The sequence below is a fragment of the Marisediminitalea lipolytica genome (genome assembly GCF_001758465.1).
GTDB lineage: Bacteria > Pseudomonadota > Gammaproteobacteria > Enterobacterales > Alteromonadaceae > Alteromonas > Alteromonas lipolytica.
The window spans coordinates 518,093-544,744 of sequence record NZ_MJIC01000014.1; the positions used below are offsets into that span (position 1 = coordinate 518,093).

A 26,652-nucleotide genomic window follows, 5' to 3' on the forward strand; every position below is an offset into this window, starting at 1 on the left:
TTTTGGACTGTCTTCTATTAATAGAAAGAGTAGTTGAAGTTCAGCATGTAAGAAGGACCAAACTCACGGCGCAGGGTAACAATACCGTTGCCGTCAATGGTTTCTTCTGATTCATCAGTCAGGTTAGTCCCCTGTAATGAAATACGCAGACCTTCAAGGTACTCAATGCCGCTGCCTTCAAAGTCATAGCTGATTTGTGCATCAACCTGAGTAACGGCATCACGGGTGGCTGGATCAATTTTGTTTGAACCGCCACGTTGGTAGGTTGAGAATTCAGAGCGGTCGGTGGCCGCCACACGAATTTCAAAACCATTCATTTCATAATAGGCGGTGAGTGAGAAAACCTCATCAGACTGACCCGGAATAGGATTGCCATTGTCCAGTTCGGCATCGATAAAGGTGGCAGAACCAGCGATACCAAAACCTTCCAGAGCACTAACGAACGCACCTAACGGAATATTCGCAGTAATTTCAGCACCTTTTACCGTGCCTTTCAGGCCATCCTGGAAGTAGGAATAATAGCCAAAATCAGGCGGCGTAACTAAATCCCCCGCGTTATAAGCGATATTAGCCGGGCCATATAAGTCGGTAGCCTGAATAATACGGTCATGGAAGCCAGGAATGAAGTAGTTAGCGCCTTCATTAGTGGTGTCGTTGGTGAAATCAATTAATTCACGTCCTTCATCTGTCCAGTTAACCAAATCTTTGTAGAACAACGCTAAGGAAACGTAACCTTCGTCTTCGAAGTAGTTCTCAAAAGAGATATCAAAGTTGTTGGCTTCCAGTGGGCTCAATGATGGGTTGCCCTGGAACTTGGACCATGGTGAACCATAGCGGTCGACGTCTGCCTCACTGTTAGGAATAGCAATCAGGTCTATGTTTTGGTCAAACTTAACAAAACCCGAGGCTTTCATTTGGTCAACCCGTGCGCGGCTGATAGTTTTGTTGGCAGCCAGGCGAACAAAACGATTGTCACCAACTTCAATACTCACGTTTATGCTTGGCAGGAAGTGGCTGTAAGAGTCACCACCGTTTTGAATACAGTCGGCATCCACCACACCATTGCTATCATCATCACAAACAGCGTAGTTTGAACCAACTATACCCAGGTAACCCGTTGATGACTGATCGGTTTGCACGTACTGCGCACCGAAGTTACCGACTACCGGGAAATCACCCAGCTCGGTTTCAAAGTTAAATTTTGCATAAAGCGTGATGACCTCTTCATCAACGGTATAGGTATCACCTAAACGATCCGGCTCAAGTAAACCTGCGTCATTTAATGTGTACTCTCCATCGTTATAAGGGGCAAAGCCATTGTACGCCACAACTTGTCCCAGCCCTGCCCAGGTCAGATCTGCCAGACCGTTATACAGGTACTGTGAAGGAATCGCTTCGGAATAAGGGTAAGATGAAGCGGTTGCAAAGAACCCTTTGTTATCCTTCATTTTGTAGCGGTCGCTATAATTAACGCCGAACTTCACTTTGTTAATGATGCCCCATTCAACAAAGCCTTCTGTCTCAAGACGAGCGGTGGTCAGCTCTTCTTCAAAGTCAGCATAGTTTAAGAAGCCGTCCTGCGCATTTAAGTAGCTGAAAGGAACCGGGTTGCCATCTTCATCAATAAAGATAGTGTTAACTGAGCTGGCAAACTGGTCGGCAATGTTAGCCATACCACCACCCCATTGCTGGGGACCGGTGAGTTGCAGCAGGGTAGGATCTGCAAAGGCATCAAGGCCTGTGCTGCCAGTAAAGAACACACCGTCCGGACTCATCTGGAAGTCACGGGTGCCAAAAGCATCGGTAGCACCATTACGTGCCAAGCCAGCGTAGGATTCGCCACGTAAATCACGTTTTTTCGACTGGCTGTCAGCAACATCGAGCATCACCGACCAGTTATCATCAATGTTATATTTAACGTTGAGGCCGAATGTTTGTAGTTCGCCATCTTTTTGCGCCGGGTCAGTACGAAGCACCGGATTTACACCCACCTGAGTACCAGACACGCTGGTTCCGGCACCGGATAGTGAGGTTGGTTCGGCATTGAAGGGTTCAATAAATCCGCGGATAACGCCAGAGTCAGAGTAATCAATGTTTAGTACATCAACGGCAATATCCAGGTTATCTGTTGGACGCCATTGTAATACCGCAGAAACAGTATCCCGGTCTAACTCACGGCTTATCGCCTGGGTATCCAGTCCTGACGGCGTAAACTGACCGTCGTCGTTAGCGCTGTAGCCCCAGACGCCGTATTTACGTTCGTTACGAGGCGACTCAGTGGTTGCTAAAGCTACGGCAAGACCAATGGTATCGTCGGCAAATTTTTCTACAAACGACAACGCAAGGCGTTTGCCTTTGTTGTCAAACTCAGGGTTATCTGAGTCGTTGCCACCCATTTCGTATACACCGGTAAAGGTTAGCGTTTCCTGTGCAGCCAGTGGACGAACCGTTTGTAAATCAACCGTACCACCAATACCCTGAACCATCAGATCGGCTTCGGTGGTTTTAAAAATAGTGGCACCGGTCATAATTTCAGAAGGGTAAAGGTCGTATTCAACACCACGGTTGTCACCAATACCGATTAATTCGCGGCCATTCAGTGAGGTGCCGGTGAAGTCTTCTTTAAAACCACGAACCGAGATGCCAGAAGTACGACCGCCAACCCTTTCGCCAGCCAGGCCTGGTAAACGTGCGAGAGATTCTGCAATGGATGAATCGGGTAATTTACCAATATCTTCAGCGGAAATTGCTTCAACGATGGAAGTGTTATCCATTTTTATGGCTTGTGCGCGCATTAATGAGCCGCGAATACCTTTAACGGCAATTACTTCGACTTCTGGATCCGCGTTGGTATTGTTTTGTTGTGATAACGCGTGACCAGAATACATTGCTGATGTCACGGCCAGTGACAACAATGCGGGTTTAAATATGTGCTTAGTCTTCATGTTTTTGTGCCCTAACTCAATTTATAACGGTGTAATTTTGTTACATCGATGTTAACAATAGTTAAGCTATCTTGAGTCGTCAAGCATTTTTCTTAATCAATTAAGAAAAATAAATTAACATGTATTACTATGGTTTAGGTGCTTTTTCTCTATCTCGTTTATCTATTTACTTTTTTTCGATTAAGTTTTTGTTTTTCAGGCGCAGAATGTTGATTATTTTTTTACATTTATAATTATGCAGCGAAACCGCAGATGCTTAACAATATTAGCTTTAAAGGTTGAACACTTTTTGCGTTTGTATAAATGCGGGACTGGAATGTATGCCCATGTGTGTCTTTGGTTTGAGGTCTGCCCCCGATGACTTTTTCAGAGAGTAAAATTAAAAGCGCCAGAGAAGGCGCTTTTAAAAGAGGATGGTAAGAAAAGAAGGTAACTCAGCGGCGATTATTATTGCCAGACTGACATAGCTGATCACCGTAATAGTTATCAGGGTAATTACAGGTCATTTTGTCCTGTTGCTTTTCTACTGCAATACGCTGTTTGATTTGTGCAATTAACTTACTCATTGGCTTATCTCCTGTGTGGTTTAAGCCACTATAGGCGCAAATGGTTTTTTAAAAAATTAATTAAATTTGATTGCTGTAATAGTTTTAGTTAATCAGCCTTGTTGAAATACATATCTGAGTATTCATGAGATCCCTTTTCCTTATCCGTAAAAGGGTACAGACTGAATCCGGTCACTAGGCGCTGAGTATTTACATCAAAATGAATGAAAGCATCACTGGCGGCATTTTGATTGTCCCAGCGGATCACAAAGGAATGATCCGCGAACGGTTCAAGGGTACCAGTCAGGGTCGGCATTTTTGCTGAGCGGATCCGCAATGTATCTTCTTCACTAACAATATACATGGCGCCAAACCACTGATCAGCGAAGTCTCCGGCATAGGCGATAGGATCAAGGATGACTTCGCCGGTGCCTTGCGGGGCTTGGCTTGACGCCAGATAGCGTTGCTCTCGCTCAGCCTGATAGGTTTTTAATGTCTGCACCCAGTCGGTGTTTTCCTGAGGCGCAATATAAGCTTTAAGAATGTGCTGCATGACTGCACTGCGCGCACCATAATTTGAGCCGTTATTAAGCAGCACCACGCCTAAGTCAAGGTCGGGCACCATGGCCACATAGGCCTGATATCCCGAAAGTGTACCGGTATGGGAAATGACTTTATGGCCATACACATCTGACAACCGCCAGCCCAGACCATAGGATTTCAGGACAGTATTATCCCAGTCTTGGTCCGACTGAGACACCGGTAATACGGTATGCGCTCGCTGCATAAACGCAATTTGCTCTGCACTAAGCAGTGATTCACCCTGCTCAGTTTTACCGTCGTTAAGCCACATTTTTAGCCATTTAAGCATATTGCTGGCATTACAGACGATGCCTCCAGCGGCGGCAGAGACCAGTTCACTGCCGGTAATGGCATTACGGGGGATGGCGTAAATACCACGTGAGTCATTATGGCCATAGCTCATAGCCACATTTTGCAGGGCCTGGTCGGTAAGATCGCCAGCAAAGCATTCCATACCCAACGGGGTAAATATCTTCTCCTCAATTACCGTGGCATAGGGTTTGTTGTACAACCTGGCGACGACCTCACCGGCCGTAATGAACATCAGATTGCTGTAGGCATATTCACTGCGAAAACTACTTACCGGCGTGAGGTAACGCAAATTATGCATAATTTCCTGGCGGCTGAAACCGCTGGGTTCCGGCCATAACATGCTGTCGCCAGCGCCACTGCTTAGTCCTGAACGGTGAGCCAACAGGTCCAACAAAGTAAATTCGCGGGTGACCCAGGGATCCTGCATCTGAAATTCAGGCAGAATATCGGTCACTTTGGTCTGCCAACTGAGGTCAAATTCGTCAATCGCAATAGCCAGAGCACTGGCAGTAAAGGCTTTCGAGGTTGAGGCCAGACGGAAATAGGTGTTTTCATCTACCGCTTGTTTAAGTGCCAGGTTGCGCTTACCCACACCTTCCAGAGCGACTATTTTACCGTCTTTAATAACGCCAATGCCCATGCCCGGTGTATGAAATTCCGCGAGGGCTTGTTTAGCTACCTGAGTAATATTTTGCGTGTTTTGATAAGAAGGTGCTGAAGAGGCGGAGCAGGCCGTGGCGCAGCATAACACCACGCCGGCTAACAAAAATCTGGCACGAGAGGCTGACATTGAGATTCCCTGCAAAGTAAAGTAAATGGAATAAATTATTCAATTTGCAGTCTGATGAATGGAAAGTCAATGCCATCCTGGTTTTATTGTATGTTAGCGCCATCCCAAACTAAGGCTTTAAAGTGTTTTCTGCACATGGATTCATAGCGGTCATTACCACCAATTTCGACCTGAGCGCCGCTGGTTACAGCATTGCCATTTTCATCAATGCGCACTACAAAGTTAGCCTTGCGGCCGCAGTGACAAACGGTTTTCAGCTCAAATAATTTATCAGCCCAGGCGAGCAGGTAATGGCTGCCGGTAAAGGTTTCACCCAAAAAGTCGGTACGCAGACCGTAGGCCAGTACCGGGATATCCAGTTCATCAACCACTTCAATGAGCTGGGATACCTGTTGCTTGGTTAAAAACTGAGCCTCATCAATAAACACGCAGTCGATAAACTGCTGTTTGTGAAGTTCTGTAATTGTCTTTAGCAGATCATTATCTTCGCTGAACAGCCGGGCGTCGGCTTCCAGGCCGATGCGGGAAGCGACTTTTCCTTTGCCGAAGCGATCGTCCAGAGCAAAAGTAAAAATCAACGGATTCATACCGCGTTCGCGGTAGTTGTAGGCCGACTGCAGTAAAGACGTGGATTTTCCCGCATTCATTGCGGAATAGTAAAAATAGAGTTGCGCCATTTTTTATTGTGTCTGGTGTTTTTGTTGCCAGCTAGTGTACCACTGACTGAGACGTTTGTTATTCATTGGTCGTGCATAGAGGTAACCTTGCAGGCAATCAACCCCCATGGTTGTGAGAAGCTTTGCTTGTTCGTTAGTTTCTATGCCTTCGGCTACGGTCTTACAGCCCAGCTCATTTGCCATTAATAATGTGGCTCTGACGATGGCATTGTTATTTTCGGTCATTTGCTGCACAAAGGAGCGGTCGATTTTAAGCACATCAAAGTCCAGCGATTGAAGCATACTGAGTGAAGAAAAGCCGGTACCAAAGTCGTCGATAGCCACTTTTATGTGGCGCGCCTTCAGGGCGCTGATTTTGCTGGCCAGTAAGTCCATGTCGTCGGAAAAAATCGATTCGGTTACTTCCAGATGCAGACGCTGTGGTGCCAGTCCTGAGCTGGCCAGGGCTTTATCGACGCTAGCGATAAAATCGTCCCTCAGCAGTTGCATTAGCGATACATTCACTGACAGCCGTAATGCCTGATTGTCCCAGTGAGCCGCATCGATACAGGCGCGATGTAGCACCCAGTTACCGATTTCGTAGATTGAGCCATTTTTTTCGGCCAGCGGGATAAACTCGGCCGGGCTGATGGAGCGGCCAGCAAATTGCCAGCGAAGCAAGGCTTCAACAGCCCAAAGCTGCTCAGTTTGGGCATCCAGGATTGGCTGATACACGACCGACAGCTCTTTTTGCGAAATTGCGTGGCGCAAACCTTCCAATAAGGTTTGTTCGTGATGGAGCTTGGCATAGAGAGCCTGTGAGTAAACGCCAACCTGGCCAGAGGCAATGTGTTTTTGATGATACATGGTCAGGTCGGCAAGCTGGATCAGGGTAGCACCATCCTCACTGTGTTCCGGATACATGGCAATACCGATAGTTGCGCCCAAAGTCAGGGTGCTTTCTTCCAGAGGTTGCAGATTAGCCAGGCGACTCTTTATGGCCAGAGCAACCGCCATTGCTGTGTTTTTTTCTGCATGCGGTAATACAATGATAAACTCGTCTCCGCCCCAGCGGCCGATGCAGTCAGCTTCGCTGTAATCAGCCAGTTTCAGGGCGATGTCAGATAGTACTTTATCTCCTGCCTGGTGGCCTAAACTGTCATTAATTTGTTTAAAGCCATCTAAATCGATAAATAGCACCGCTATGGCGTTGCCGTCGCTTCTGGCCCGGCTAATTAACACACTCAGCTTTTGCATAAACCCCATGCGGTTCATCAGGCCGGTGAGGGGATCGGTATGTGACAGCTGGTGTAGCTCTGCTGTGCGTTTACGCACCTCATTTTCGAGGGAGGCATTGGCATTGTCCAAGCTGACGTTGGCAGCTTTAAGCTCCTGGTTAACACGCTCTACTTTTGCCCGTTCTGAGGTGGTGAGTGCCAACAGGTTTTCGTTTTCTGATTTCATCTGTATGGCGCGGTGAATAAACTGATTGGATTTCATGGCGGTACCGCACATCACCAGCCAGAACAGAATACCGAGAGAACCCAGCAAGTGCAGTTGTGCTTCCATGTCGAATACGGTCTGTAAAGACAGTGGCAATAACAGCAGTGAAGTGTATATGAGCACCAGCGGCAGGTGAGGGGAAAGCACCGTGGCAGCACCACCGGCCATTGCCGCCACAATAATCATGGTGGTTGCCAGTTCAATCAGATCCATGTGGTGGTAAAGCAGACTACAGTAGGCTGCCCAAAGCAGGGCGGTAACCACAGAGCCCAGCACAAACCGGAGTAAAGGCCATTGGCTGTATACTTCGTGATATTTTAACTTTTTATGCCAGTAAATACCGTCGATTGCCCGGAGCAAACATACTATGAGCATCAGGGCCCACAGGACGATTTTGGTTGTTTGATTACTGTGGTTATTAAAACCAAAGGTCATGGCACTGAAGCTGAACACCGTTATCAGTAATCCCCCCACCGCATTTGCCTGAAGTAATGCCAGTATTTCGTGACGTAGGGAAGGAAGATAGCGCGATTGGGAGAGTGCCATTGCAGTTATATTATCAGCCGAATGTTTTTAGAGTGATTTGAGGAGAGTACTGCATCAGCGTGAACACTGCCTGGGTAAAAGTCTTCTTTTATGTTAGTTGCGAAAGGGTGATTTGCAAGTTGTTTTAGCGGGACTTTTTGATTCCGGCGTTATCGAATCAGAACGGTTAATGACACTAGTACAGCCAGCTCTGAGTGGCTAAATCAGCAAAGACAAAAAAGTAAGGCCGGATGTCCGGCCTTATCAGAGTCAGATTAAGCAGCGTCCTTTGCTGCCTCAACCGGTTTGTCAGGAGAAATCAGTTCCAAATCAAAACTGAACTCATCCACCCGCACCGCCAGTTTACGCTTCTCGTTGTAATCGTGCAGGTCATGGGCTTCTTCGGCGTTAATCACCCCTCTTTCCTGCAGTTTATTCAGCGCATTCTCAAAGGACAGAAAAGGAATGACCGGTTCTTTACGCAGTGCTTTTTGCACTTTGCCTAACAATGGCAACACTTTGTGCTTGGCTTTAAAAGCCTGCTCGTTAATGTCATTACCGTCGCCAGCAACTGGCTGCACCAGATGCGTTAGCTGAGCTTTAACGCTGTTATCCTGTAACGCTGCCAGCGACAGTTCGCGGATCAGATCGTCACTGATAGAGCTTACGCTACCACTGTAGGTATTAGTGAGTAAGCGCATTAAACCGCGTGTTGGCGTGTTCGGGAAATTGCGGACAAAATTCACCAAGGCTTGTTCGGCCTGTTGTAATGACCATTGCATTGCATAATCAAAGTATGGCTTAGCAAGCTGACGGTCTTCGATTCGCTGCTCATAGTAACGAATGGCTGCCATTGCACCGTACAGATAGCTCATGACATCACCTAACCGGGCAGAAAGCAATTCCGCTTTCTTCAGATCACCCCCCAGCACTGCCAGTGACAGGTCGGCCATGGGGGCCAGCTTGGCTGACAGGGCATTGAGGCGCTTCTCATAACCGCGTACTTCCGGCAGGCTTGATTCGGCGCTGCGGACAAATGGCAGGTAACTGTTAAACAGACTGCGGAAGGCATTTTTTACGCTAAAGCCAACGGTTTTGCGTAACACCTTGTTAAATTTGGCGTCAGCAGATTTTTCTTCACTGTAAATCAGGTCGACCATTTGTTTTAGGTAAGGGTGACAGCGCATGGCACCCTGCCCAAAAATCATCAGGTTACGGGTCAGGATATTGGCGCCTTCCACGGTAATCGCAATGGGCAGGGCTGAATAACCCGCCGCCAGTGTGTTTTGCGGGCCCCGTTGAATCGCTTTACCGGCCTGAACATCCATAGCGGCATTCATTACCTGGCGGCCAATTTCTGTCATGTGGTATTTAGCGATTGCGGTAACTACCGACGGCTTTAAGCCTTCGCCCAGACCTTCTGTTGTCAGTATACGCATGGCTTCACACAAAAAGGTTTTCCCGGCAATTTCAGCCAGTTTTTCCTGAATACCTTCAAAGCGACCGATTGGCAAACCAAATTGCTCACGAACAAAAGCATATTCGGCGGTGGATTTAAGCGCACTTTGCGCCGTAGCGGTGCCCATGGCTGGTAACGAAATACCGCGACCGGCCCCCAAACAGGCAACGAGCATCTGCCAGCCGCGACCGATGTTTTTCTGACCGCCGATAATAAAGTCCATCGGAATAAATACGTCCTGACCGCGGGTCGTACCATTGTAGAATTTTACGCCCATGGGATCGTGACGGTTACCCAGTTCAACGCCAGGATGGGTTTTAGGTAACAAAGCACAGGTAATACCCAGCTCCAGTTTATCGCCCAGCAATTGGTCCGGATCGAAAACTTTAAATGCCAGACCGAGCACCGTGGCTATGGGGGCCAGGGTAATGTAGCGTTTATCCCAGCTGACTTTGAGGCCTAAAACTTCTTCGCCATTGTACTGGCCTTTGGTAACGATGGCTGCGTCGGGTATACCGCCTGCATCAGAGCCGGCTTCCGGGCTGGTTAAGGCAAAGCACGGAATGTCTTGTCCCACGGCCAGGCGTGGTAACCAGTAATCCTGCTGGGCTTTGGTGCCGTAATGCATAAGTAGCTCACCCGGACCTAAAGAGTTTGGCACCATAACGGTAACTGCCAGCGCGCCACTTTTGGCGGCGATGGTAGATACGATGGTTGAGTTGGCAAACGGGCTAAATTCCAGACCGCCAAATTTTTTGGGGATGATCATCGAGAAAAAGCGATTTTTGCCCAAAAAGTCCAGGATGTGCTGTGGAATGTGTTTTGAATTACCTAATTCAAAATCGTCCACCATAGCCAGTAATTCTTTTACCGGGCCATCCATAAACGCCTGCTCATCAGCACTGAGTTTGGCTTGACGTACAGCACGCAATGCCTCCATGTCAGGTGCTCCACGATAAATGGAGGACTCTAACCAAATGTCACCAGCATCCAGGGCTTCTTGTTCTGTAATTGAAATTGGAGGTAATACTTTTTTCAGGCTAGTTCTGATACTCATAACTCATCCGCTCATCTGACCAGTTGTTTTTCGCCATAATACAGAAAAAAATGGCAAATGCAAATTTTGTGTTAAATTCTGTAATTGTTATTTATTTCAAACAATTAGGTTTTCTGGGTAAATGTATAAGTCTGATTTTTGGTGAAAAAATGTGCTGGTGAGTCAGTTTGAAAGGCTGCACAACCGGTGTTTTCCTTCCTTGCTTAATCGTTCATTGGCTTGTTGCAAAGCGGATTGTTTGCCTAGACTACACTGACGTAATGTAATTTTTAGCTGATACAAGTATAGTGGCTACTGAGTACCAAAGAACAGCGTAAGGAATGAGTAGATGTTCAAATGTAATCAATTGGTAATGGGCGCGATCCTTGGCGTTGCCGTCGCATTTTCCTCAACGACATTTGCAGACGAAGCCGAGGGCTTACGTATTGCCAAAGAACGAAAAGCACGGGACGAAGGATGGGAGGATTCGTCAGCCAATACAACAATGATACTTCGTAATGCCAACGGTCAGGAATCTGAGCGGGAATTACGGGTATACACATTGGAAGTGCCTGAGCAAGGGGATAAGTCCCTGACCGTTTTTGACTCGCCGGCCGATATTAAAGGTACTGCATTTCTGAGTTTCTCTTACATCAGTGAACCCGACGATCAGTGGATGTATTTGCCCAAATTAAAACGGGTTAAACGAATTTCGACCCAAAATAAATCAGGCCCTTTTATGAGCAGTGAATTTGCTTATGAAGATATGTCGTCATTTGAAATTGATAAGTTTAAATTTGATTTTGTAAAAACAGATACCTTTGAAGGTCAACAAGTATATGTGGTTGAGCAAGTGCCGACTGACCAATTTTCGGGATATTCAAAGCAGGTGGTCTATATTGATACTCAAGAGTACAGGCCCTTAAAAACTGACTATTACGACAAAAAAGGCAGCTTGCTGAAGACCTTGGTTTTAGAAGACTACAAATTATACAGTGACAAATACTGGCGTCCAACGGCGTCTGTGATGACTAATGTACAAACGGGCAAAAGCACCACTCTAATCATTAACGAAATTTCTCTGAAGACCGGGGAAGTCGACGAGCGTAACTTTGATGAGAATCGCTTGAAACGAGTGAGATAATTATGGGAAGAAGTGCACTCAAACCCTCACTGTTAGCTGTGTCTATTGCATTGCAGGGGGGAATAAATGAAGCGCGAGCAGAGTTTTCTGGCTCTGTCAGTGTCGAGCAACGATACTTCCTGCAGGACGCGATCTACACGGCACAGCCAAGGGCGCAATCTTCAGTGGCGCTCTCACCAGAGTGGTTTACTGAGTGGAGTGATGGCGATAACACACTTGTGTTTAAACCATTTTACCGATTTGATCAGGAAGATTCAGAGCGCACGCATTATGATATTCGTGAACTTATCTGGACTCATCTGGGCCAGAGTTACGAATTCAGAGCCGGGGTGGGTAAGGTTTTTTGGGGGCAAACGGAGTCGCTTCATCTGGTAGATATCATCAACCAGACTGACCTGGTTGATGCAATCGACTTTGAGGCTAAGCTGGGCCAGCCAATGGTAAGTTTCAGCTATTACTTTGATGCGGGTACATTAAGCGCCTTTGTGTTGCCTTACTTTCGCGAACGCACCTTTTCTGGCGTGCAGGGTCGGTTAAGACCCATGGTACCTATCAGTAATGATGTGGCTTTTTATGAATCAGATGATGAACAGTCTCACGTTGATTACGCGTTAAGATGGCAGCAGTCTATCGGTGACTGGGAAATCGGTCTGTCTTATTTTACCGGTACCAACCGCGAGCCGCTGCTGATCAATACCGGGAGTATTGAGGCAGGCGATCTGGAATTATTTCCTTACTATGAACTGATAGACCAATATGGCATCGATTTGCTGTGGGTGAATGATTCATGGCTATACAAGTTTGAAGGGATACACCGGGAAAGCGAAACGGTCAGCTTTTTTGCCGGGGTGGCCGGGCTTGAATATACCTGGGTAGGTGCGCTGGGTTCAAATTATGATCTGGGGTGGCTGATTGAGTATCAGTATGATGAACGAGACAGCAACTTTTTCGTTCCTTCGCAAAACGACCTGATGCTAGGAGTTCGTTGGGTTTGGAATGACTTCGACAGTACAGAGATTTTGTTCGGATTCATTCAGGATTTGGATAACACCAATTCCTATAATGCTTATTTGGAAGCGTCCACCCGCATGACCGAAAACTGGAAATGGACTATGAATGGATATTTCTTTGCCACCGAAGACATTGAGAATCCCTACTACTTTATCCGACGTGATGATCATGTCGAATTTAACGTAGAATTCTTTTTCTAGCAGGCGGAAATAATAAAAGGAGTGGCATGTGAGGATTTTTGTACTGGTCGGTTTGTTGTTGGTGTCGACATTCAGCTATGGCATCGAAAGAATGTATGGCGTGGTGAGCACCGGTTACAGTGATGTCGAGTTTAACCAACGCGAGGAAGAAAGCTTTGGTTATAAGATTCTGTTGGGGCATCAGTTTCATCGTCAGTGGTATGTCGAAACCGGCTACTACAAGATAGCGGATGTCGGCAATGAACAAAGCATGGAAAATGATTTTTTTAAAGCTGATGGACTTTATCTGGGCGCGCTGGGTAAAGCCTCATCCCCCATGGGTGAACTGTTCTACCGGCTTGGCGTTGCTCGAATAGATGTGGTTGGTTATGAGCCTCTGACCGCTGAAGGTGGGTGTAACCTGGGTAATTCAACGGTTACTCAATCCGGTGATACTTATTGTCGTTATGATAAAGGGGTTTTTGCCGGCATACTTGGGCTGGGTTTTGATTTAGCCGTTGCTGAAAAATTGTTTGTCCGCCTGGATGCCGACTACATTCGCGGAGGAAATGGTCTGGATACCGGCATGATTTCCCTGGGTTTGCGCTATAACTTTAACTAATCACAATAATGCTCCCGACATCGTTGGAACCTGCGATGTTGGGCCTCAGCATGAATACCCCGATTGGTATAACTCCTAAACCAAAAAACCTTTACTGAGGTATAAACCACAGGAGGTGTCAGCAATGAAAAACGAAATCGATTCTAAATTCGTACTACGGGTGTTCGATAAAATTCGTCAGGAAGGTGAAGAAACCGACGGCAAATATCGTCTGGACGGTGTGGTTGCCTACACCGACTTCGACGGTTACACCCTCTTTATTAATGATGCTAAGGTTGCCATGCAGTTTGGTTTTCATAATCAGTATCATTTTGACTATCAAAAAAGCGAAGATTTTGAGGCCTTTGAGAAAAAGCTGAAAAACATCGACAAACAGTATTAACCCTCGGAGCAATGGCTATGCTCTAGGTATTCATCCGGCCTGGTTTAAGCTACAATGCCGGCATTTATCAGGTCTGGGGAGTCATCATAATAGGTGTTGGCACCCGCAAACGGATGTAACAGAGGATTCCTATCTTGGCTGTAGCAATTAAGCCGCCCAAATTTTCAATGGCTTTTCTTGGCCCCCGCTATTGGTTAGTGTGGGTCGGTGTGGCGTTTCTTTATACCCTGACCTGGTTGCCTTTCCCTGTTATTAAACTGCTCGGGCGTGGAACCGGTTGGTTGCTGGGCAAGATTGCCAAATCCCGGGTGCAGGTGGCCAGACGTAATTTTGAACTTTGTTATCCGGATATGTCTGCCGCGGAGCGGGAAAAACTGGTAAAGCGCAACGTTCATCGTGCGGGTATGGCTGTGTTTGAAACGGCGATGGGCTGGTGGTGGCCCGACTGGCGTATTCGTAAACACGGTGAAATTGAAGGTTTTGAACACGTTGAAGCGATACTGGCAGAAGGCAAAGGTGTGTTTGGTCTGGCGCTGCACAACATGAATCTGGAGTTTGCCTGTCGTATCGTAGGGCTTAAGTACCCCAGTATTGCGTTTTACCGCAAGCACAATAACCCGTTAATTGATTACCTTCAGTATCACGGGCGGGCCCGCTCAAATAAATATATGATCCACAAGCGTAATGCACGGGCGCTTATTTCAGCTCTGGATAGTCAGGAGCTTTGTCTTTATTTACCCGATCAGGATTACGGTCGCAGTCAGAGTGTTTTTGTGCCTTTTGGTGGTGTTAAGGAAACCGCTACTACCACAGCAACCATGATGTTTATTAAGCGCACAAACAGCCAGCCCCTTATCGTTACTTCCCGTTATACGGATAATGGCTATAAGGTTAAGTTTTATCCGCCGATGCCTGAATTAAAAGATCTCGACGATGTGACCGCGCTGACTTTACTCAACGCAAACATTGCCGATATTATAAATGTGCAGCCAGAAAGTTACTTATGGATGCATAAACGGTTTAAAACCCGTCCGGATCCTGAAGCGCCCTCACTTTACAAATAATGCATAAGTGGGGTTCAGGCGGTTAAACTAATTATTCACTGTGCTTCTTACCAGGACAGTGGATTGAGTGAGCCGGGTAGTAATTGTGCTCGTGGCAATGTTAATAGGGACAAAGAGAACCTGAATGAACAAAAAGCCTGCGTCCGCCCTGTTTTGGGTGAAACATCTGGGGTTAGCGTTAGCGGTAATCATCGTCGCGGGCATTGTGATCTATTTGCAAATGAATCTGTCATCAACGCCGACCCCCGTGGATGCACCTAAAGAGCGTTCTGTCGCGAAAGGTTTGTCAGATTTTTATCGCGAATTCAGGATGAAATCCAACGAACCCATTCGCTCTGAGGGAGCGGATATGGTGCTTGATCTCACCCCATCCGAACAAAGCCTGGATGATCGCCTGCAGTCCATGTCCAGCGATTTAAAACCGGTGGACAGTCGTTGGGAAGGCGAATACAAATATCGCACCTTTAAAGCCGGAAATACCTTACGTGAAGCGATTTCTTCCTATGCAGAGCAGGAGGGGATGCAGGTGATCTGGGACCTCGATCAGGATTTTGTGATCAAGCATCAGTTTCAGATGGATAATACCGTAGCAGGCTCGCTGGCAAAGATTGCCAGTGCTATCGACAGTAACTTTGAGGGTAAGGTCGCCACCTTTGTGTGCCCCAAACAACGTTCGCTGGTGGTTACCGAAAAAGTCAGTGATTACCTTGCAAAACAATGCAGCAGAGTGGGCGGTTAATATTACCAGCCCACAACCTGTTTTATTCTTCAGGCAGAATGCTGCCAAATACCTGTTGCCACTGCGTGGTAACTACCGTCCTTACTGTTTCGAGTTCCTCATTACTGTGAGCAAATTTCTCACCCGCCAGGGTTAACTGGTGATAATGGTCGCGCAGGGTTAAATAGGCGTTTTGCAGTTGCTCGCTTTGTAGCGGCGAGAGAAGTCCTGCCTGGCTGGCATTTTCCAGGATTCGCAGATTGTCAGGCCACTGAGTTAATGCCGGATATTGGTGAGCGTAACCCAGTACCCAGTATTGCACCATAAATTCGATATCCGTGATGCCGCCTTCACATTGTTTTAAATCGAGTCCTTGCGCCTGAGAATCCAGCAGATGGTCACGCATTTTTAAACGCATTTTCACCACTTCGTCGGCCAGCTCAGTAAGGTTGCGCTGCCGGGTTAATATGCTATTTCGTATTTCGGTAAATGCCGTTTGTAATTGCTTATCGCCCATAATACTGCGCGCTCTGACCAGTGCCTGATGTTCCCAGGTCCAGGCCTCATTAAGCTGGTAGTGGGTAAAACCAGAAAGGTGGCAACACAGCAGACCTGAGTTTCCCGAGGGGCGTAAACGTAAATCTGCCTCGTATAACTGGCCGGAAAGAGTGCGGGTATTTAATAAATGCATGATCCGCTGCGCCAGTTTTATATAAAATTGCTGAGCAGAGACCTGTTTAGGGCCGGTCGTTTCTGCACCTTGTGGCGCGTTGTGAATAAACACCAAATCTAAATCAGAGCCGTAACCCAGTTCATAGCCCCCCAGTTTGCCGTAGCCAACAATTAAGAAACCGGTGTCGTCGTCTTGCAGGTGATTCGGCGCGCCAAACTTCTCGGTTACCTGTTGCCAGGCTGAAGTAAATACCGCTTTCAGCAGCACTTCAGCAAGGATGGTAAGCTTGTCGCTGACTCTGGCAATGGGCAGTGAACCCGAAATATCACTGGCCGCAATGCGTAACTGCTGACACAGCTTAAACTGACGCCATTGCTCCATAAGCTGTTCGGTGTCTTCGGGCTCTACGCGCAACGCACTCTGACGTAATTCATCACTATATTGCTCGTAAACCACGGCGATATCGGTTTGTTGTTGCTGTAAGTAGAGTGGCGTTAACAGTTCGTCCAATAACAGCGGAAAGGTGCGAATTTGCTCAGTGATCCATTCACTGCGGGCACAAAGTTTAATGAGTTGCTTCAGCACATCCGGGTTTTCATGGAGTAAATCCAGATAGGTTGTTCTGCCGGTAATGGCGCTGATAACACTAAACAGCCGCGGCAGTAATATCACGCTGTCCGCCGGGCACTGTCTTAACATGTAATACACCACTTCGGGCATCAGTTTGTTGAGCGTGTCTTCGCCCCGTTGACCAATACGATGCTTGCTTAGCTGTTGTTTAAACGAGGTTAGTTGCGTATACAGTGCGCTGGCTGAAGTAGCGTCAAGTGCATCGTCCAGCAATTCCGTAAACTCTGATTCGTGCATGCCAATTTGCCAGGCATCTTTACAGCGGCTAAACAAAGAGTCCTGCTGTTGTTGTTCATCGCCTGGTTCGGCCACCAACGCATTGAACTGACTGTGAACACGAGCCATAACCTGTTCCAGTACCGCTAAAAATGCCTCATAGTCCGGAAAATCCAGCGTGTTTGCGAGAACCTGCTGAGTCCAGACATTATCGGGCAGCAACTGGGTTTGCTCGTCGTTAAATTGCTGCAACGTATGTTCGGCTTTACGCAGAAAATAGTAATCTGCGATAAGCTGCTCAATGGCCTGGGTTTCTACTATCTGTAATTCGGCAAGACGGTGTAACACCGGTAATAACTGTTTTGATTGTAAAGTGGTTTCCCGTCCGCCATGGATTAGCTGAAAGCTCTGGGCAAAAAACTCCACCTCTCGGATCCCGCCGGCACCCAACTTAATGTTGTTGGTTAGCCTGCGTCTTCGTAGCTCTTTGTTGATCAACTGCTTCATCTCACGAATAGCGTCGATGGTGGTAAAGTCGAGATAGCGCCGGTAGACAAAGGGGGCCAGGATTGCCTGTAGCTGAGCACTGTAGGCGGAGTCGGGATTTAGTACCCGGGCTTTTATCATGGCATACCGTTCCCACTGACGCCCCTGTTCCTGATAATAGTCTTCCAGCGCCGCAAAGTGGGCGACCAGCGGACCACTGTCGCCAAAAGGGCGCAGGCGCATGTCGACTCTGAAAACCTGTCCGTAAGGCGTGGTTTTATTTAGTGCTGCGATGAGACGTTGCGCTAATTTGGTAAAAAATTGCTGGTTTTCTATTGGCTTACGGGGATGATCGGTTTCACCCTTGTAGGGGTAAGCGAAAATAAGATCGATATCACTGGAGAAATTAAGCTCTTTTCCTCCCAGCTTACCCATGCCCAGTATTAACATTGGCTGGGGGCCCTCTGGTCCTTGCGGTTCGCCGTAGCGTTTAATCTGGGAGGCATACAGCCAGTTATAAGCCGCCATTATTAAAGTGTCGGCCAGCAAACTGGTCTGGCTTAATGACACCTCGATTGACTGTTGGTTGGTGAGGTCGCGCCACGCCAGCGCGGCCATTTGTTCCGCGCGAAATAATCGCAGCTCGACCAGTAACTCTTCTTCTGAGGAAATATCACTAAGGCGTTGGTTGAACTGCTCACACACCGAATCAATATCAATCTCGAGATGCCAGTTATTGGCTAAAATACGCGAAAAAACGACGGGTCTTGTTAAAGCAACTTCGGTAACGAAAGGACTCAGGCCGGCAATGGCTTTAATGCTGTCCTGGTGTTTAGCAAGTAGTTCAGGCGGATAGCCAGCGGCGCTGATTTTCTGCCAATTCTCATCAGCATGTTGCTGAATAATCCCGTTTTTTGTTTTTTCCGTAGACATATTAACTTAGGATAGTGAGTGATGTGTGAGAGTCTGGCACAAAGGGGCAAAAGCCTCCAGTTCCGGACTCATTTATCAATCAATTTGAGGTGGAAATGGATACTTTGGTAAAGCTGGTGCCGTTGGCTCATGATTTGTGGGTCTATGTTGCTATTGATGTTGCGCTGGCGTTATTGCTGTTGCTGGTAATGAAATGGTTATCCCGTTCCCGGGCCAAGGTATCCGTTAGCGATGAGCTGGGCGTAAAAGACAACTTTGCCTTTGGCATCAGTGTGGCCGGCGGCATGTTGTCTCTTTGTCTGGTGTTAAGTTCGGTGGTCGGTCGCCACGTTGGGCAGGGCTATGAGCAAGCTGCGTTAGGGATGCTCATTTTTGGTGTTATCGGGATTTGTCTGGTTAAAGTCGGGCGTTTTGCCCATGACAAAATCGTTCTCGACGCCGTAGATACCGAAAACAAGGTCGCCCAGCGCAACGTGAGCGTGGCATTAGTTGATGCTGCCAGCCTGGTCTCCAGTGCCATTATTTTGCGGAGTATTATGGTATGGGTTAACGGTAGTGACTTAAATGCCATTATCGCCATAGTGACGGGCTTTTTGGTCGTGCTTACCATCTTGCTTATTATGACCCGCGTTTATGAAATGCGTTACGCCCTGCAAAACCAGAATCATTCTTTTCAGAGTGCCCTGGATACAGGGCAGTTGGCTTTAGCCGTGCAACATGCGGGTAATCTGCTAGGCACAGCGCTGGTTGTTTCATCGGCGGGCGCCTTGTTAAATTATATTCCAAACGGTTATGTATCTAACGTTACCGGCTGGCTGATTACCAGTGTGGCTTTGTCCTTGTTCCTTTGGGTACTTGTTGCCTTCAGCAAATGGGCCATTTTAAACGGGGTGAATTATCAGGTTGAGGTGGACGAACAGCACAACGTTGGCGTTGCCGCTGTGGAGTTTACCTTAAGTATTGGCCTGGCGATGATCATCAGTGGTGTTCTGAGTTCATCTGCCGGGTAGCGTCTTTATCAAGCAGGGTTGCTGGTAACGGCAACTCGGCTACCTTGTTAACGGCTTCTTTTTCTTTACGGGTTCTTTTTTTAATCCATATCTCCAGCTTCAGAGCCTGACTCTTGTCAGTTACCGCAAAGATACAGTGATACTTAAGCGGGGTTTTACCGCGCAGTGCTTTAGCGCCTCCTTTAATCTCTCCCCGGTGTTGCCTGATTCGTCGTTTGGGGTCAGTGGTAATGCCGGTGTACAAAGTATTGTTACCTGTTCTTATTAAATATACGTACCACTGACTCATCGGTTGGCTCTTACTGGCTAATCACTGTTATAATCACGCCATTAGTGTATCGAAAAAGACAAAAATGGCACTCCCGAATTTTAATCAAATCAAAGTATTAGTTGTTGGTGATGTTATGCTGGATCGCTACTGGAGTGGCGCTACGGCAAGGGTTTCACCCGAAGCGCCGGTTCCGGTGGTTAATATAAACAACGCTGAAGACCGCCCCGGCGGCGCGGCCAACGTTGCCATCAATTTGTCATCGCTGGGGGCTAGAGTGACCCTGCTGGGGATGGTCGGGAATGATGCCAACGCCGATGCGTTAGAGAAGCGACTCCTGGGATATGGCATTGAGTGCCATTTTTGCCGTTGTGAAGGCTATGACACCATTACCAAATTACGGGTAATGAGCCGCAACCAGCAACTGTTAAGAATGGATTTTGAGCGCTCATTCAGCGCGGTAGATAAAACCCCGCTTGAAACACAGTTTACCGAGGCGCTGGCAAGTCATGATCTGGTGATCCTTTCTGACTACGCGAAGGGAGCATTAAGTAACCCGCAGCAGTTGATAGCGCAAGCAAGGTGTGCTGGTACACCTGTGGTAGTGGATCCTAAAGGTGCTGATTTTACTAAGTATCGCGGCGCTACACTGATTACGCCAAACATGGCCGAATTTTCTACGGTAATGGGCGAGGTTAACAGTGAACAGCAGTTGGTAGAGCAAGCGAATAAGCTCTGTGCCGATTTGGAGCTGGCGGCATTATTAGTTACCCGCTCAGAGCAGGGCATGACACTTTTTACACCGGGCGAGCCTGAATTTCATTTACCGGCGAAAGCGAAGGAAGTTTATGACGTTACCGGTGCTGGTGATACCGTGATTTCCACTCTGGCAGCCTGTATGGCAGCGGGTGAATCTATGCAGCAAGCTTGCGTTATGGCCAATCTGGCAGCCAGTATTGTGGTAGGTAAACTGGGCACCTCTACGGTGACGACAACCGAACTGGCTGTAGCTGCCGGGCAGCATAGTCATCCGGACGGTGGGGTCATGAGCGAAGAACAACTCATGCTGGCCGTCTCAGCAGCCAAACAGCGCGGTGAAAAAGTGGTTATGACCAACGGATGCTTCGACATCCTGCATGCCGGCCATGTGTCTTATCTTGATGCAGCGTCGAAGCTTGGAGATCGGTTAATTGTGGCGGTGAATACTGACGCATCCGTACAGGCCTTAAAAGGGCCGGGCAGGCCTGTCAATCCGGTGCAAAGACGAATGGCGGTGCTGGCCGGGCTTAGTGCTGTGGATTGGGTGGTCCCTTTCAGTGAAGAAACCCCGCAACGCCTGATAGCCGGTATTCTGCCTGACGTACTGGTAAAAGGCGGCGACTATAAAGTTGAAGATATCGCAGGGGGACAGGAAGTCCTTGATAATGGCGGTGTGGTGAAGGTACTGCATTTTGAAGAAGGGGTTTCAACCACCGGTATTATAGAGACTATTGTGAAGCATCAAAGTTATGGCCAATCGTAGCGAATATACGTGCTGATTTAATGCACATATTCACGCTTTAGGATAAGCTTAAGGAAATCGCGTTTACGCGCACAAGGCGCATAACGCAAGAACAGCGGTAGAAGCATTACATGTACGAAAGTTATTACGGACTTAACTCCAAACCTTTTCAGCTCACTCCGGATCCTGCGTTTTTCTTTGCCAGTAAATGGCATAAACGAGCGATGTCTTATCTGCAGTATGGCTTGTCTCAGGCCGAAGGATTTATCGTCATCACCGGTGATATTGGTACCGGGAAAACTACCATTGCCAACAGTCTGTTAGCCGATATTGAAGATGACATCGTTGCAGCGCAAATAGTAACGCCAAAGCTGTCGCCGGACGAGTTAGTTAAAATGGTGGCCGCCAAATTCGAAATCGACGTGGCAGGTAAAACCAAAGCCGACATTCTTAAAGATCTGGAAAATTACCTGTTTGCCCTGAGCTCTCAGGGCCGACGTGCTTTGTTGCTGGTGGACGAAGCCCAAAACCTGCCACTGGAAACTATCGAAGAGCTGCGTATGCTGTCTAACTTTCAGCAAGCCGGTAAACCCTTGTTGCAGAGTTTTTTACTGGGGCAGGAAGAATTACAACCCATTTTGCGCGCGCCCAATATGGAGCAGTTCCGTCAGCGAATAGTCGCATCCTGTCATCTTGCGCCTCTGACGCTGGAGGAAGTGCGTTCTTATATTGAGTATCGTTTGCAGCATGCTGGCTGGAAGGGCACTCAGCTCTTTTCTGAGGACGCCTACGAACACATCTACAAGTTTACCCGTGGCGTACCAAGAAAAATTAATACGCTGATGGATCGTATTCTGCTTTTTGGTTTTCTGGAAGAGCTCGAAGTGCTTGACGAAAAAGCGGTAGACTCGGTAATCGACGAGGTCCGGGAAGAAATGTTTGTACCGGAAACGCCTAAAGCGGAAGAGCCACAAGTTATTGCAGAGCCAGAAGCGGAAGACAATGGCGCAACAGCCCAACCAACTACCCGACTTATAACCCCGAATGGAAACGAAGTAAGGGATGCAGAATACTACAAAGCCATGCTAGGGGAATTAGTCGATGCGTTGGACGACGCTATTAGCCATAAAATCAAGCTAACTCAATATATCGACAAACTGCTTAAGAAAAAATACCGCACTTATGTGCGATTGAAGACGGATGATAATTAACGTCGGATAGGCAGCTGGTTACCGGCTGCAAAAGCCGGTAACCAGAAAGGTATTTAAAGAAATTTGTACTTAAGGCCCAGTGTAAATCGATTTTCAGAATAATCAGAACCAAAGACATTACCACCAGTTAAGCTCCCTGAACGGTCCATTAACCTGGCACTGGCAAATCCACTAAGATACTTACTAAATGAGTGATTGGCTCTAAGTATATAAGATTGTGTTGTTGACTCGTTGTTTTCTGTATCGATTTCGCTAAATTGTTCTGTTGTTTCCGCATATTGAATCCCAGCATCCAGGTTGGTTTTTCTACTCAACTTGTAGTTTAGATTCAGGAAAATAGCATCGGTATCCCTTACTCTATTAGTGCTTTGGTACAAATCTTCGGAGCTTTGCACTGATAAGTTGTAACTTATTCTGGAAAAGCTATAGCCTATGATACCGTTCCACGCCTTTCTCACAATAATGTCATCATCCAGGTCAAACAGATTCTGGTTGAATTGCACTAATGTTTCGCCCGGTTGTGGAGTGTAATCCAACGAGTCGGGTTGACGACAATTTGCTAATTCCTGATTATCTGTAGGGCAAACAAAAAGGCCCAAACCCTCGACATTTGCGAGTAAGCGAGAAGTGTTGGTTGCTGACTCTGTGTATCGAACTGCGCTACGAAGATTTTTGCTGTTATAAGATATATCAGCTCTCGCACTGGACCCATAAAAACGTCTGCCTAACTGTGCGCTGATTCTGGTTCTCGCACTAAATGCCCATAACAGATCTACGCCGACGAAATTTTTACCATCTGAATCGTCGATATTTGAACTGGTTTTGTTATAAGTAACAGAGATACGACGCGACTCATTTTGCTTTAGTGTCAGACCTGCACCGTAGCTTGAGAATTCGCGAGAGTTAGAAAAAACTGAACCTTCCGCATCTGTTTCATTTCTTTCGGTAGCCGCAGAAACCCTTACACCAATCCATGAGGAAAGCATGATGTCAACGTCTGCGTTTCCTTGTATTGTTATGAATTTATCGTATCCAGCACCCTCTCTACGAGTTTCTGTATAACGTCCCTGAGCGCGCCAAACCAAAAGATCAGCTTCATCGCCATTGCCTAAACGTAGACGAGCATTCAGATTAGTGGTGTCCAGGTTGTTAAATGTATTGGTGTTATTATTTCCTGTAGGTTCAGCTTTAAGTTCTGAATAAGTCGCACTTAGATCCGAACGAATAAAATCGCCTTGTGTTGTATTAACATTAAGGCCTAGTGAGTTGTTTTGCGTTCTGGCAAGGTCATCTGGGTTAGATAAGAAATCAGAGACAATAAAGTTATTTGAATTTGCTGGTCGGTAACTAAGGTTACTAGATGCTGTGAGTGATAATAAACGCTCAATCGGGCTATAGGTAACTTTTCCTTGATAACTAGAGTAATTATTTTCCTGTGAGACAGTTTCATTATCCCGGTTAAGGTAAGTATGGGTCGCAATAAAACTTGCCCCAACTTTTTTTGTCTGCGCAGTCGCACCAATTTGCGGTGTAACTGTAGTCGTATTCAGTGTTAAATCGGAGTCATTTTCCCGATCTACGTTCTGCGAGCTAAACTCTGTTCTCAATGAGCCATACAGTTCAATATCTGCCGCCATGACAACGTTAGGCGCTGACATTACAGTGGTTAGCGCCAGTGCGCAGTGCAGGGATGAAACTTTAAACCTTATTTTAGTCTTTCGCATAACTGTAATAACCATAGTATCCGGTTCCATCGTCGTCCGTGTGAACTGATTTATTAACTACAAATCCAATTGCCATTTCCGGATTGAGACGGTCTATACAATTTCTCACATCATTAAGTTTTGCTTTTCCTTCTTCCACTACCACAACGGCTTGACCGGCAAAATTTGCGAGTACAGCCGTTTCTGTAATACCGATTAGTGGCGGCGTATCAATTATCACTACCCGGTCAGGGTAGCGGTTAGCAAATTCATTGATGGTCTCGTGCATTTTCTGACTGGCTAAAAACTCGGTGCTGAGGTGGTGAGATTTACCTGCCGGAATAATTTTTAACTTTTCAATGTTGGTTGGGTAAAGAACATCTGCAATGTCATAAACATCGCCGGTAAGATATTCCATTAACCCTTTCCTGCCTTCTAAGCCAAGTGTGTTAAGAATATTTGGGCGAAGCACGTCAGCGTCTACCAAAAGGACGGTTTTATCCTGCTCTGAAGCGATACTTAGCGCAAGGTTGGTAGCTGTAAAGGTTTTACCTTCTGAAGGCCGGCCGCTGGTAACCATAATGATGTTGCTGTTTTTTAAGGTTCCGGCAAGTGGTCCAAAGGCATTCCCCAGTAACTTACGCTTAATCTCACGAAATTCTTCGTTAACCAGCGAACGAGAGCCAGTTAACGAGACATGACCTTTTGACTCTAGCGCATTGAGGTCTAATTCAAATAGTTCTTTTTCACCGGGATCGATTTCACCTTTGCCTGACATGGTTTCCGCTGCAGGTTTACGCTGATAGACCTCCTGCGGAGCTTGAGCTTCAGTCTGTGCTGCAACGTCCACTTCCGGTGGAGAGGTTGGCTGTTCGGCAGCAGGATTTGCTGCTTGCTCTGCTTCAGCCTGCTTTCGTAATTCCTCTTGTTTTCTCTGAAGAGCTTTTTCTATCGTATTACTCATAGTGAAAACCCTCCGAAAACTTTTATTCCCAAAACTTCCGCGGTAACTAATCCACCATACATGGCAAGGATTGCTCCGGTTGATAAAATAAATATAGCTAATCGTTGTCTGTTACGCTTCTTAATCATAGCTTTATCAAAATGGCTGACCGTCCCCCATATTGGGTAATCTGATAATGACATCAGCTGCTTAGGCCTTACAAGTACAGGATTGAGCTGGCTTAGTAAGAACGCGATGGCAATACCTGCACCGAATCCAATAACTAGAACACCAGTATAAAAAATGATGCGATTCGGCCCGGACGGCGCTGTAGGTCGAAGCGGCGGTTCAATAATTCTAAACTGTAGGTCTTCGGCAGATACATCGGCTCTACGGGACAAATTAGCCGCTTCTTTGCGGGCGAGTAATTCTTCGTATTGAGATTTGGTTATACCGTAATCACGGTTAAGTGCTGTAGATTCAGCTTCAATCTGTGGTATCAGATCTATTTTAGATTCAAGATCGGCTATTTTATCTGTAATATCCTGTTCTTTAACGAGAAGCGATGCTTTATTGCTCTCGAGTCGACTAATTTCCAGCTTAATTTCCATATTGAGGCCGTTGGAAGGCGTAGCGTCGTCTTCATCGCTCTGGCTGATAAATGCATCGATTTCTTTTTTTCTGGCTTCTTCTAAAGAGGCGAGTAGGGTCTTAGCTTCCTGAACATCGGGGTGGAGATCAGTAAAACGAAGCAACAGCCTATCCAGTTCTTCTTCAAGCGCTTTAATTCTATCATCGTAGCGAGTTTTTAAAATGGACTGGTCATTATTAGTTACACCAAAACTGTCAGCAGAACGAACAGAATTAAGCTGTTTGCTCATTGACTCAATTTGTCTGTCGACCTGCTTTATTTGTAACTTCGTAGAATCCAATTCTGAATTTAAGGACTGTAAAGTTGAATAAAAAGAGCCCTGCAATGGCAGGATTTCGTTATATTGGCGTTTAAAGTCTGCCACTCGTTGCTCGGCTTCTGTCAGGCGACTTTCATACTCGGCAATTTGCTCATCCAGGAAGCGACCTGCAGTGTCGGTATCCCTGCGATTGTTTCCTAGCGCACCTTCTACAAATAAATTCAGAGTCTCCTGCACTACTTTTTGCGCTACAGCCGCAGACTCATTGCGGTAAGAAATAGTGTAAATGTTATCCCGGCCAGTGGAATTGAGGCTGATATTTTTAGTAAGGGAGGTTACCAGGTCATCGAAATCTTCTTTCGTTTGCGTGCCTAAGTCCAAATCACTTTCCCGGGCTATTTGCTCAACATTACTTCTACTCAGTAATGTTTTGGCCATCATTTGTATCTCTTGTTCAGGATCAGACTGAATGGCAATACCTCTAAGCAATGGTTGTAGTACCGAGCGGGTATCTACAAAAACAATCGATTTAGACTGATAAGTGTCTGGCAAAGTGGCAACGTAAAAAAAACCGATAGGGCATAGCAACCAGGAGCTAATGATGACGAAGCGCTTCTTAATCCAGATACCCTTCAGGTAATCGAGTATCTGGTTAAGAACTTGTTGTAAATCCTGCATAACGTACTTCTTTCCG

20 protein-coding genes are annotated in these 26,652 nt (G+C 46.8%); 9 read left to right on the top strand and 11 right to left on the bottom strand.

The genetic code is table 11. The annotated features are described in order from the left end of the window. Positions 1 to 17: 17 nt before the first annotated feature. The 6 genes from BFC17_RS13315 to BFC17_RS13335 form a co-directional block, all read right to left on the bottom strand. Positions 18 to 2,945, bottom strand: a complete 2,928-nt coding sequence (locus tag BFC17_RS13315; RefSeq protein ID WP_070176959.1) for a TonB-dependent receptor — start codon at positions 2,943 to 2,945, stop codon at positions 18 to 20. A gap of 434 nt (positions 2,946 to 3,379) precedes the next feature. Further along, on the bottom strand, positions 3,380 to 3,511 hold the full coding sequence (locus BFC17_RS22930; protein WP_268235989.1) for a hypothetical protein: 132 nt from the start codon (positions 3,509 to 3,511) through the stop codon (positions 3,380 to 3,382). Between the two features lie 88 nt (positions 3,512 to 3,599). After that, a complete protein-coding gene (locus BFC17_RS13320; protein ID WP_083271726.1) occupies positions 3,600 to 5,174 on the bottom strand; it encodes a serine hydrolase in 1,575 nt (524 codons plus the stop codon). Positions 5,175 to 5,257: 83 nt separating this feature from the next. Beyond that, the gene (locus BFC17_RS13325; protein ID WP_070176960.1) at positions 5,258 to 5,851 is read right to left on the bottom strand and encodes a thymidine kinase; all 594 of its coding nucleotides are present in this window, start codon (positions 5,849 to 5,851) and stop codon (positions 5,258 to 5,260) included. Positions 5,852 to 5,854: 3 nt separating this feature from the next. Further along, positions 5,855 to 7,879 carry a putative bifunctional diguanylate cyclase/phosphodiesterase gene (locus BFC17_RS13330; protein WP_070176961.1) on the bottom strand — a complete coding sequence of 675 codons (2,025 nt, stop codon included), beginning with the start codon at positions 7,877 to 7,879 and terminating at the stop codon, positions 5,855 to 5,857. 254 nt (positions 7,880 to 8,133) lie between these two features. Then, positions 8,134 to 10,374, bottom strand: a complete 2,241-nt coding sequence (locus tag BFC17_RS13335; protein WP_070176962.1) for an acyl-CoA dehydrogenase — start codon at positions 10,372 to 10,374, stop codon at positions 8,134 to 8,136. A 328-nt stretch (positions 10,375 to 10,702) separates the two neighbouring features. Here BFC17_RS13335 and BFC17_RS13340 point away from each other — a divergent pair, with 328 nt between their 5' ends. The 6 genes from BFC17_RS13340 (at position 10,703) to BFC17_RS13365 (ending at position 15,494) form a co-directional block, all read left to right on the top strand. After that, complete coding sequence (locus tag BFC17_RS13340; RefSeq protein ID WP_070176963.1) at positions 10,703 to 11,497, top strand: outer membrane lipoprotein-sorting protein; 795 nt, start codon at positions 10,703 to 10,705, stop codon at positions 11,495 to 11,497. Between the two features lie 2 nt (positions 11,498 to 11,499). Continuing rightward, positions 11,500 to 12,708 (top strand): hypothetical protein, encoded by a 1,209-nt coding sequence (locus tag BFC17_RS13345; protein WP_229680935.1) that lies wholly within the window; start codon positions 11,500 to 11,502, stop codon positions 12,706 to 12,708. Between the two features lie 28 nt (positions 12,709 to 12,736). Next, positions 12,737 to 13,309 carry an outer membrane beta-barrel protein gene (locus tag BFC17_RS13350; RefSeq protein ID WP_083271727.1) on the top strand — a complete coding sequence of 191 codons (573 nt, stop codon included), beginning with the start codon at positions 12,737 to 12,739 and terminating at the stop codon, positions 13,307 to 13,309. Between the two features lie 124 nt (positions 13,310 to 13,433). Then, on the top strand, positions 13,434 to 13,691 hold the full coding sequence (locus tag BFC17_RS13355; protein ID WP_070176964.1) for a DUF3081 family protein: 258 nt from the start codon (positions 13,434 to 13,436) through the stop codon (positions 13,689 to 13,691). A gap of 134 nt (positions 13,692 to 13,825) precedes the next feature. Then, positions 13,826 to 14,755 carry an LpxL/LpxP family Kdo(2)-lipid IV(A) lauroyl/palmitoleoyl acyltransferase gene (lpxL, locus tag BFC17_RS13360; protein ID WP_070176965.1) on the top strand — a complete coding sequence of 310 codons (930 nt, stop codon included), beginning with the start codon at positions 13,826 to 13,828 and terminating at the stop codon, positions 14,753 to 14,755. A gap of 124 nt (positions 14,756 to 14,879) precedes the next feature. Beyond that, positions 14,880 to 15,494: a TcpQ domain-containing protein gene (locus BFC17_RS13365; protein ID WP_070176966.1), complete on the top strand. Its 615-nt coding sequence runs from the start codon at positions 14,880 to 14,882 to the stop codon at positions 15,492 to 15,494. 22 nt (positions 15,495 to 15,516) lie between these two features. Here the strand turns inward: BFC17_RS13365 and glnE are convergent, their stop codons facing one another. Next, entirely contained in the window at positions 15,517 to 18,411 is a 2,895-nt protein-coding gene (glnE, locus tag BFC17_RS13370; protein ID WP_070176967.1) for a bifunctional [glutamate--ammonia ligase]-adenylyl-L-tyrosine phosphorylase/[glutamate--ammonia-ligase] adenylyltransferase, read from the bottom strand. A 95-nt stretch (positions 18,412 to 18,506) separates the two neighbouring features. On the opposite strand from glnE, the gene BFC17_RS13375 reads away from it, so the two are divergent. After that, complete coding sequence (locus tag BFC17_RS13375) at positions 18,507 to 19,421, top strand: DUF350 domain-containing protein (protein WP_070176968.1); 915 nt, start codon at positions 18,507 to 18,509, stop codon at positions 19,419 to 19,421. On the opposite strand, the gene BFC17_RS13380 is transcribed toward BFC17_RS13375, so the two are convergent. After that, positions 19,390 to 19,710, bottom strand: coding sequence for a GIY-YIG nuclease family protein (locus tag BFC17_RS13380; RefSeq protein ID WP_070176969.1), 321 nt, complete (start codon positions 19,708 to 19,710; stop codon positions 19,390 to 19,392). The two genes, BFC17_RS13375 and BFC17_RS13380, sit on opposite strands and share 32 nt — an antisense overlap. Positions 19,711 to 19,774: 64 nt before the next feature. On the opposite strand from BFC17_RS13380, the gene hldE reads away from it, so the two are divergent. Beyond that, positions 19,775 to 21,211, top strand: coding sequence for a bifunctional D-glycero-beta-D-manno-heptose-7-phosphate kinase/D-glycero-beta-D-manno-heptose 1-phosphate adenylyltransferase HldE (hldE, locus tag BFC17_RS13385; RefSeq protein WP_070176970.1), 1,437 nt, complete (start codon positions 19,775 to 19,777; stop codon positions 21,209 to 21,211). Between the two features lie 110 nt (positions 21,212 to 21,321). Next, on the top strand, positions 21,322 to 22,401 hold the full coding sequence (locus BFC17_RS13390; RefSeq protein WP_070176971.1) for an XrtA/PEP-CTERM system-associated ATPase: 1,080 nt from the start codon (positions 21,322 to 21,324) through the stop codon (positions 22,399 to 22,401). Positions 22,402 to 22,454: 53 nt separating this feature from the next. Here the strand turns inward: BFC17_RS13390 and BFC17_RS13395 are convergent, their stop codons facing one another. Genes BFC17_RS13395 through BFC17_RS13405 form a run of 3 tightly spaced genes read right to left on the bottom strand, consistent with a single transcriptional unit; the run spans position 22,455 to position 26,636 of the window. Beyond that, a complete protein-coding gene (locus tag BFC17_RS13395) occupies positions 22,455 to 24,155 on the bottom strand; it encodes a TIGR03016 family PEP-CTERM system-associated outer membrane protein (protein ID WP_139142077.1) in 1,701 nt (566 codons plus the stop codon). Next, complete coding sequence (locus tag BFC17_RS13400) at positions 24,112 to 25,068, bottom strand: XrtA-associated tyrosine autokinase (protein WP_070176973.1); 957 nt, start codon at positions 25,066 to 25,068, stop codon at positions 24,112 to 24,114. Before BFC17_RS13400 ends, BFC17_RS13395 begins: the two co-directional genes overlap by 44 nt. Further along, on the bottom strand, positions 25,065 to 26,636 hold the full coding sequence (locus BFC17_RS13405) for an XrtA system polysaccharide chain length determinant (protein ID WP_070176974.1): 1,572 nt from the start codon (positions 26,634 to 26,636) through the stop codon (positions 25,065 to 25,067). The genes BFC17_RS13400 and BFC17_RS13405 overlap by 4 nt, the downstream gene beginning before the upstream one ends. Positions 26,637 to 26,652: the final 16 nt, after the last annotated feature.

Excerpts from the sequence above, each read along its gene's own strand:
- BFC17_RS13315 (WP_070176959.1), bottom strand. The coding sequence starts at position 2,945 with ATGAAGACTAAGCACATATTTAAACCCGCATTGTTGTCACTGGCCGTG.
- BFC17_RS22930 (WP_268235989.1), bottom strand. The coding sequence starts at position 3,511 with ATGAGTAAGTTAATTGCACAAATCAAACAGCGTATTGCAGTAGAAAAG.
- BFC17_RS13320 (WP_083271726.1), bottom strand. The coding sequence starts at position 5,174 with ATGTCAGCCTCTCGTGCCAGATTTTTGTTAGCCGGCGTGGTGTTATGC.
- BFC17_RS13325 (WP_070176960.1), bottom strand. The coding sequence starts at position 5,851 with ATGGCGCAACTCTATTTTTACTATTCCGCAATGAATGCGGGAAAATCC.
- BFC17_RS13330 (WP_070176961.1), bottom strand. The coding sequence starts at position 7,879 with ATGGCACTCTCCCAATCGCGCTATCTTCCTTCCCTACGTCACGAAATA.
- BFC17_RS13335 (WP_070176962.1), bottom strand. The coding sequence starts at position 10,374 with ATGAGTATCAGAACTAGCCTGAAAAAAGTATTACCTCCAATTTCAATT.
- BFC17_RS13340 (WP_070176963.1), top strand. The coding sequence starts at position 10,703 with ATGTTCAAATGTAATCAATTGGTAATGGGCGCGATCCTTGGCGTTGCC.
- BFC17_RS13345 (WP_229680935.1), top strand. The coding sequence starts at position 11,500 with ATGGGAAGAAGTGCACTCAAACCCTCACTGTTAGCTGTGTCTATTGCA.
- BFC17_RS13355 (WP_070176964.1), top strand. The coding sequence starts at position 13,434 with ATGAAAAACGAAATCGATTCTAAATTCGTACTACGGGTGTTCGATAAA.
- BFC17_RS13365 (WP_070176966.1), top strand. The coding sequence starts at position 14,880 with ATGAACAAAAAGCCTGCGTCCGCCCTGTTTTGGGTGAAACATCTGGGG.
- glnE (WP_070176967.1), bottom strand. The coding sequence starts at position 18,411 with ATGTCTACGGAAAAAACAAAAAACGGGATTATTCAGCAACATGCTGAT.
- BFC17_RS13375 (WP_070176968.1), top strand. The coding sequence starts at position 18,507 with ATGGATACTTTGGTAAAGCTGGTGCCGTTGGCTCATGATTTGTGGGTC.
- BFC17_RS13380 (WP_070176969.1), bottom strand. The coding sequence starts at position 19,710 with ATGAGTCAGTGGTACGTATATTTAATAAGAACAGGTAACAATACTTTG.
- hldE (WP_070176970.1), top strand. The coding sequence starts at position 19,775 with ATGGCACTCCCGAATTTTAATCAAATCAAAGTATTAGTTGTTGGTGAT.
- BFC17_RS13390 (WP_070176971.1), top strand. The coding sequence starts at position 21,322 with ATGTACGAAAGTTATTACGGACTTAACTCCAAACCTTTTCAGCTCACT.
- BFC17_RS13395 (WP_139142077.1), bottom strand. The coding sequence starts at position 24,155 with ATGGAACCGGATACTATGGTTATTACAGTTATGCGAAAGACTAAAATA.
- BFC17_RS13400 (WP_070176973.1), bottom strand. The coding sequence starts at position 25,068 with ATGAGTAATACGATAGAAAAAGCTCTTCAGAGAAAACAAGAGGAATTA.
- BFC17_RS13405 (WP_070176974.1), bottom strand. The coding sequence starts at position 26,636 with ATGCAGGATTTACAACAAGTTCTTAACCAGATACTCGATTACCTGAAG.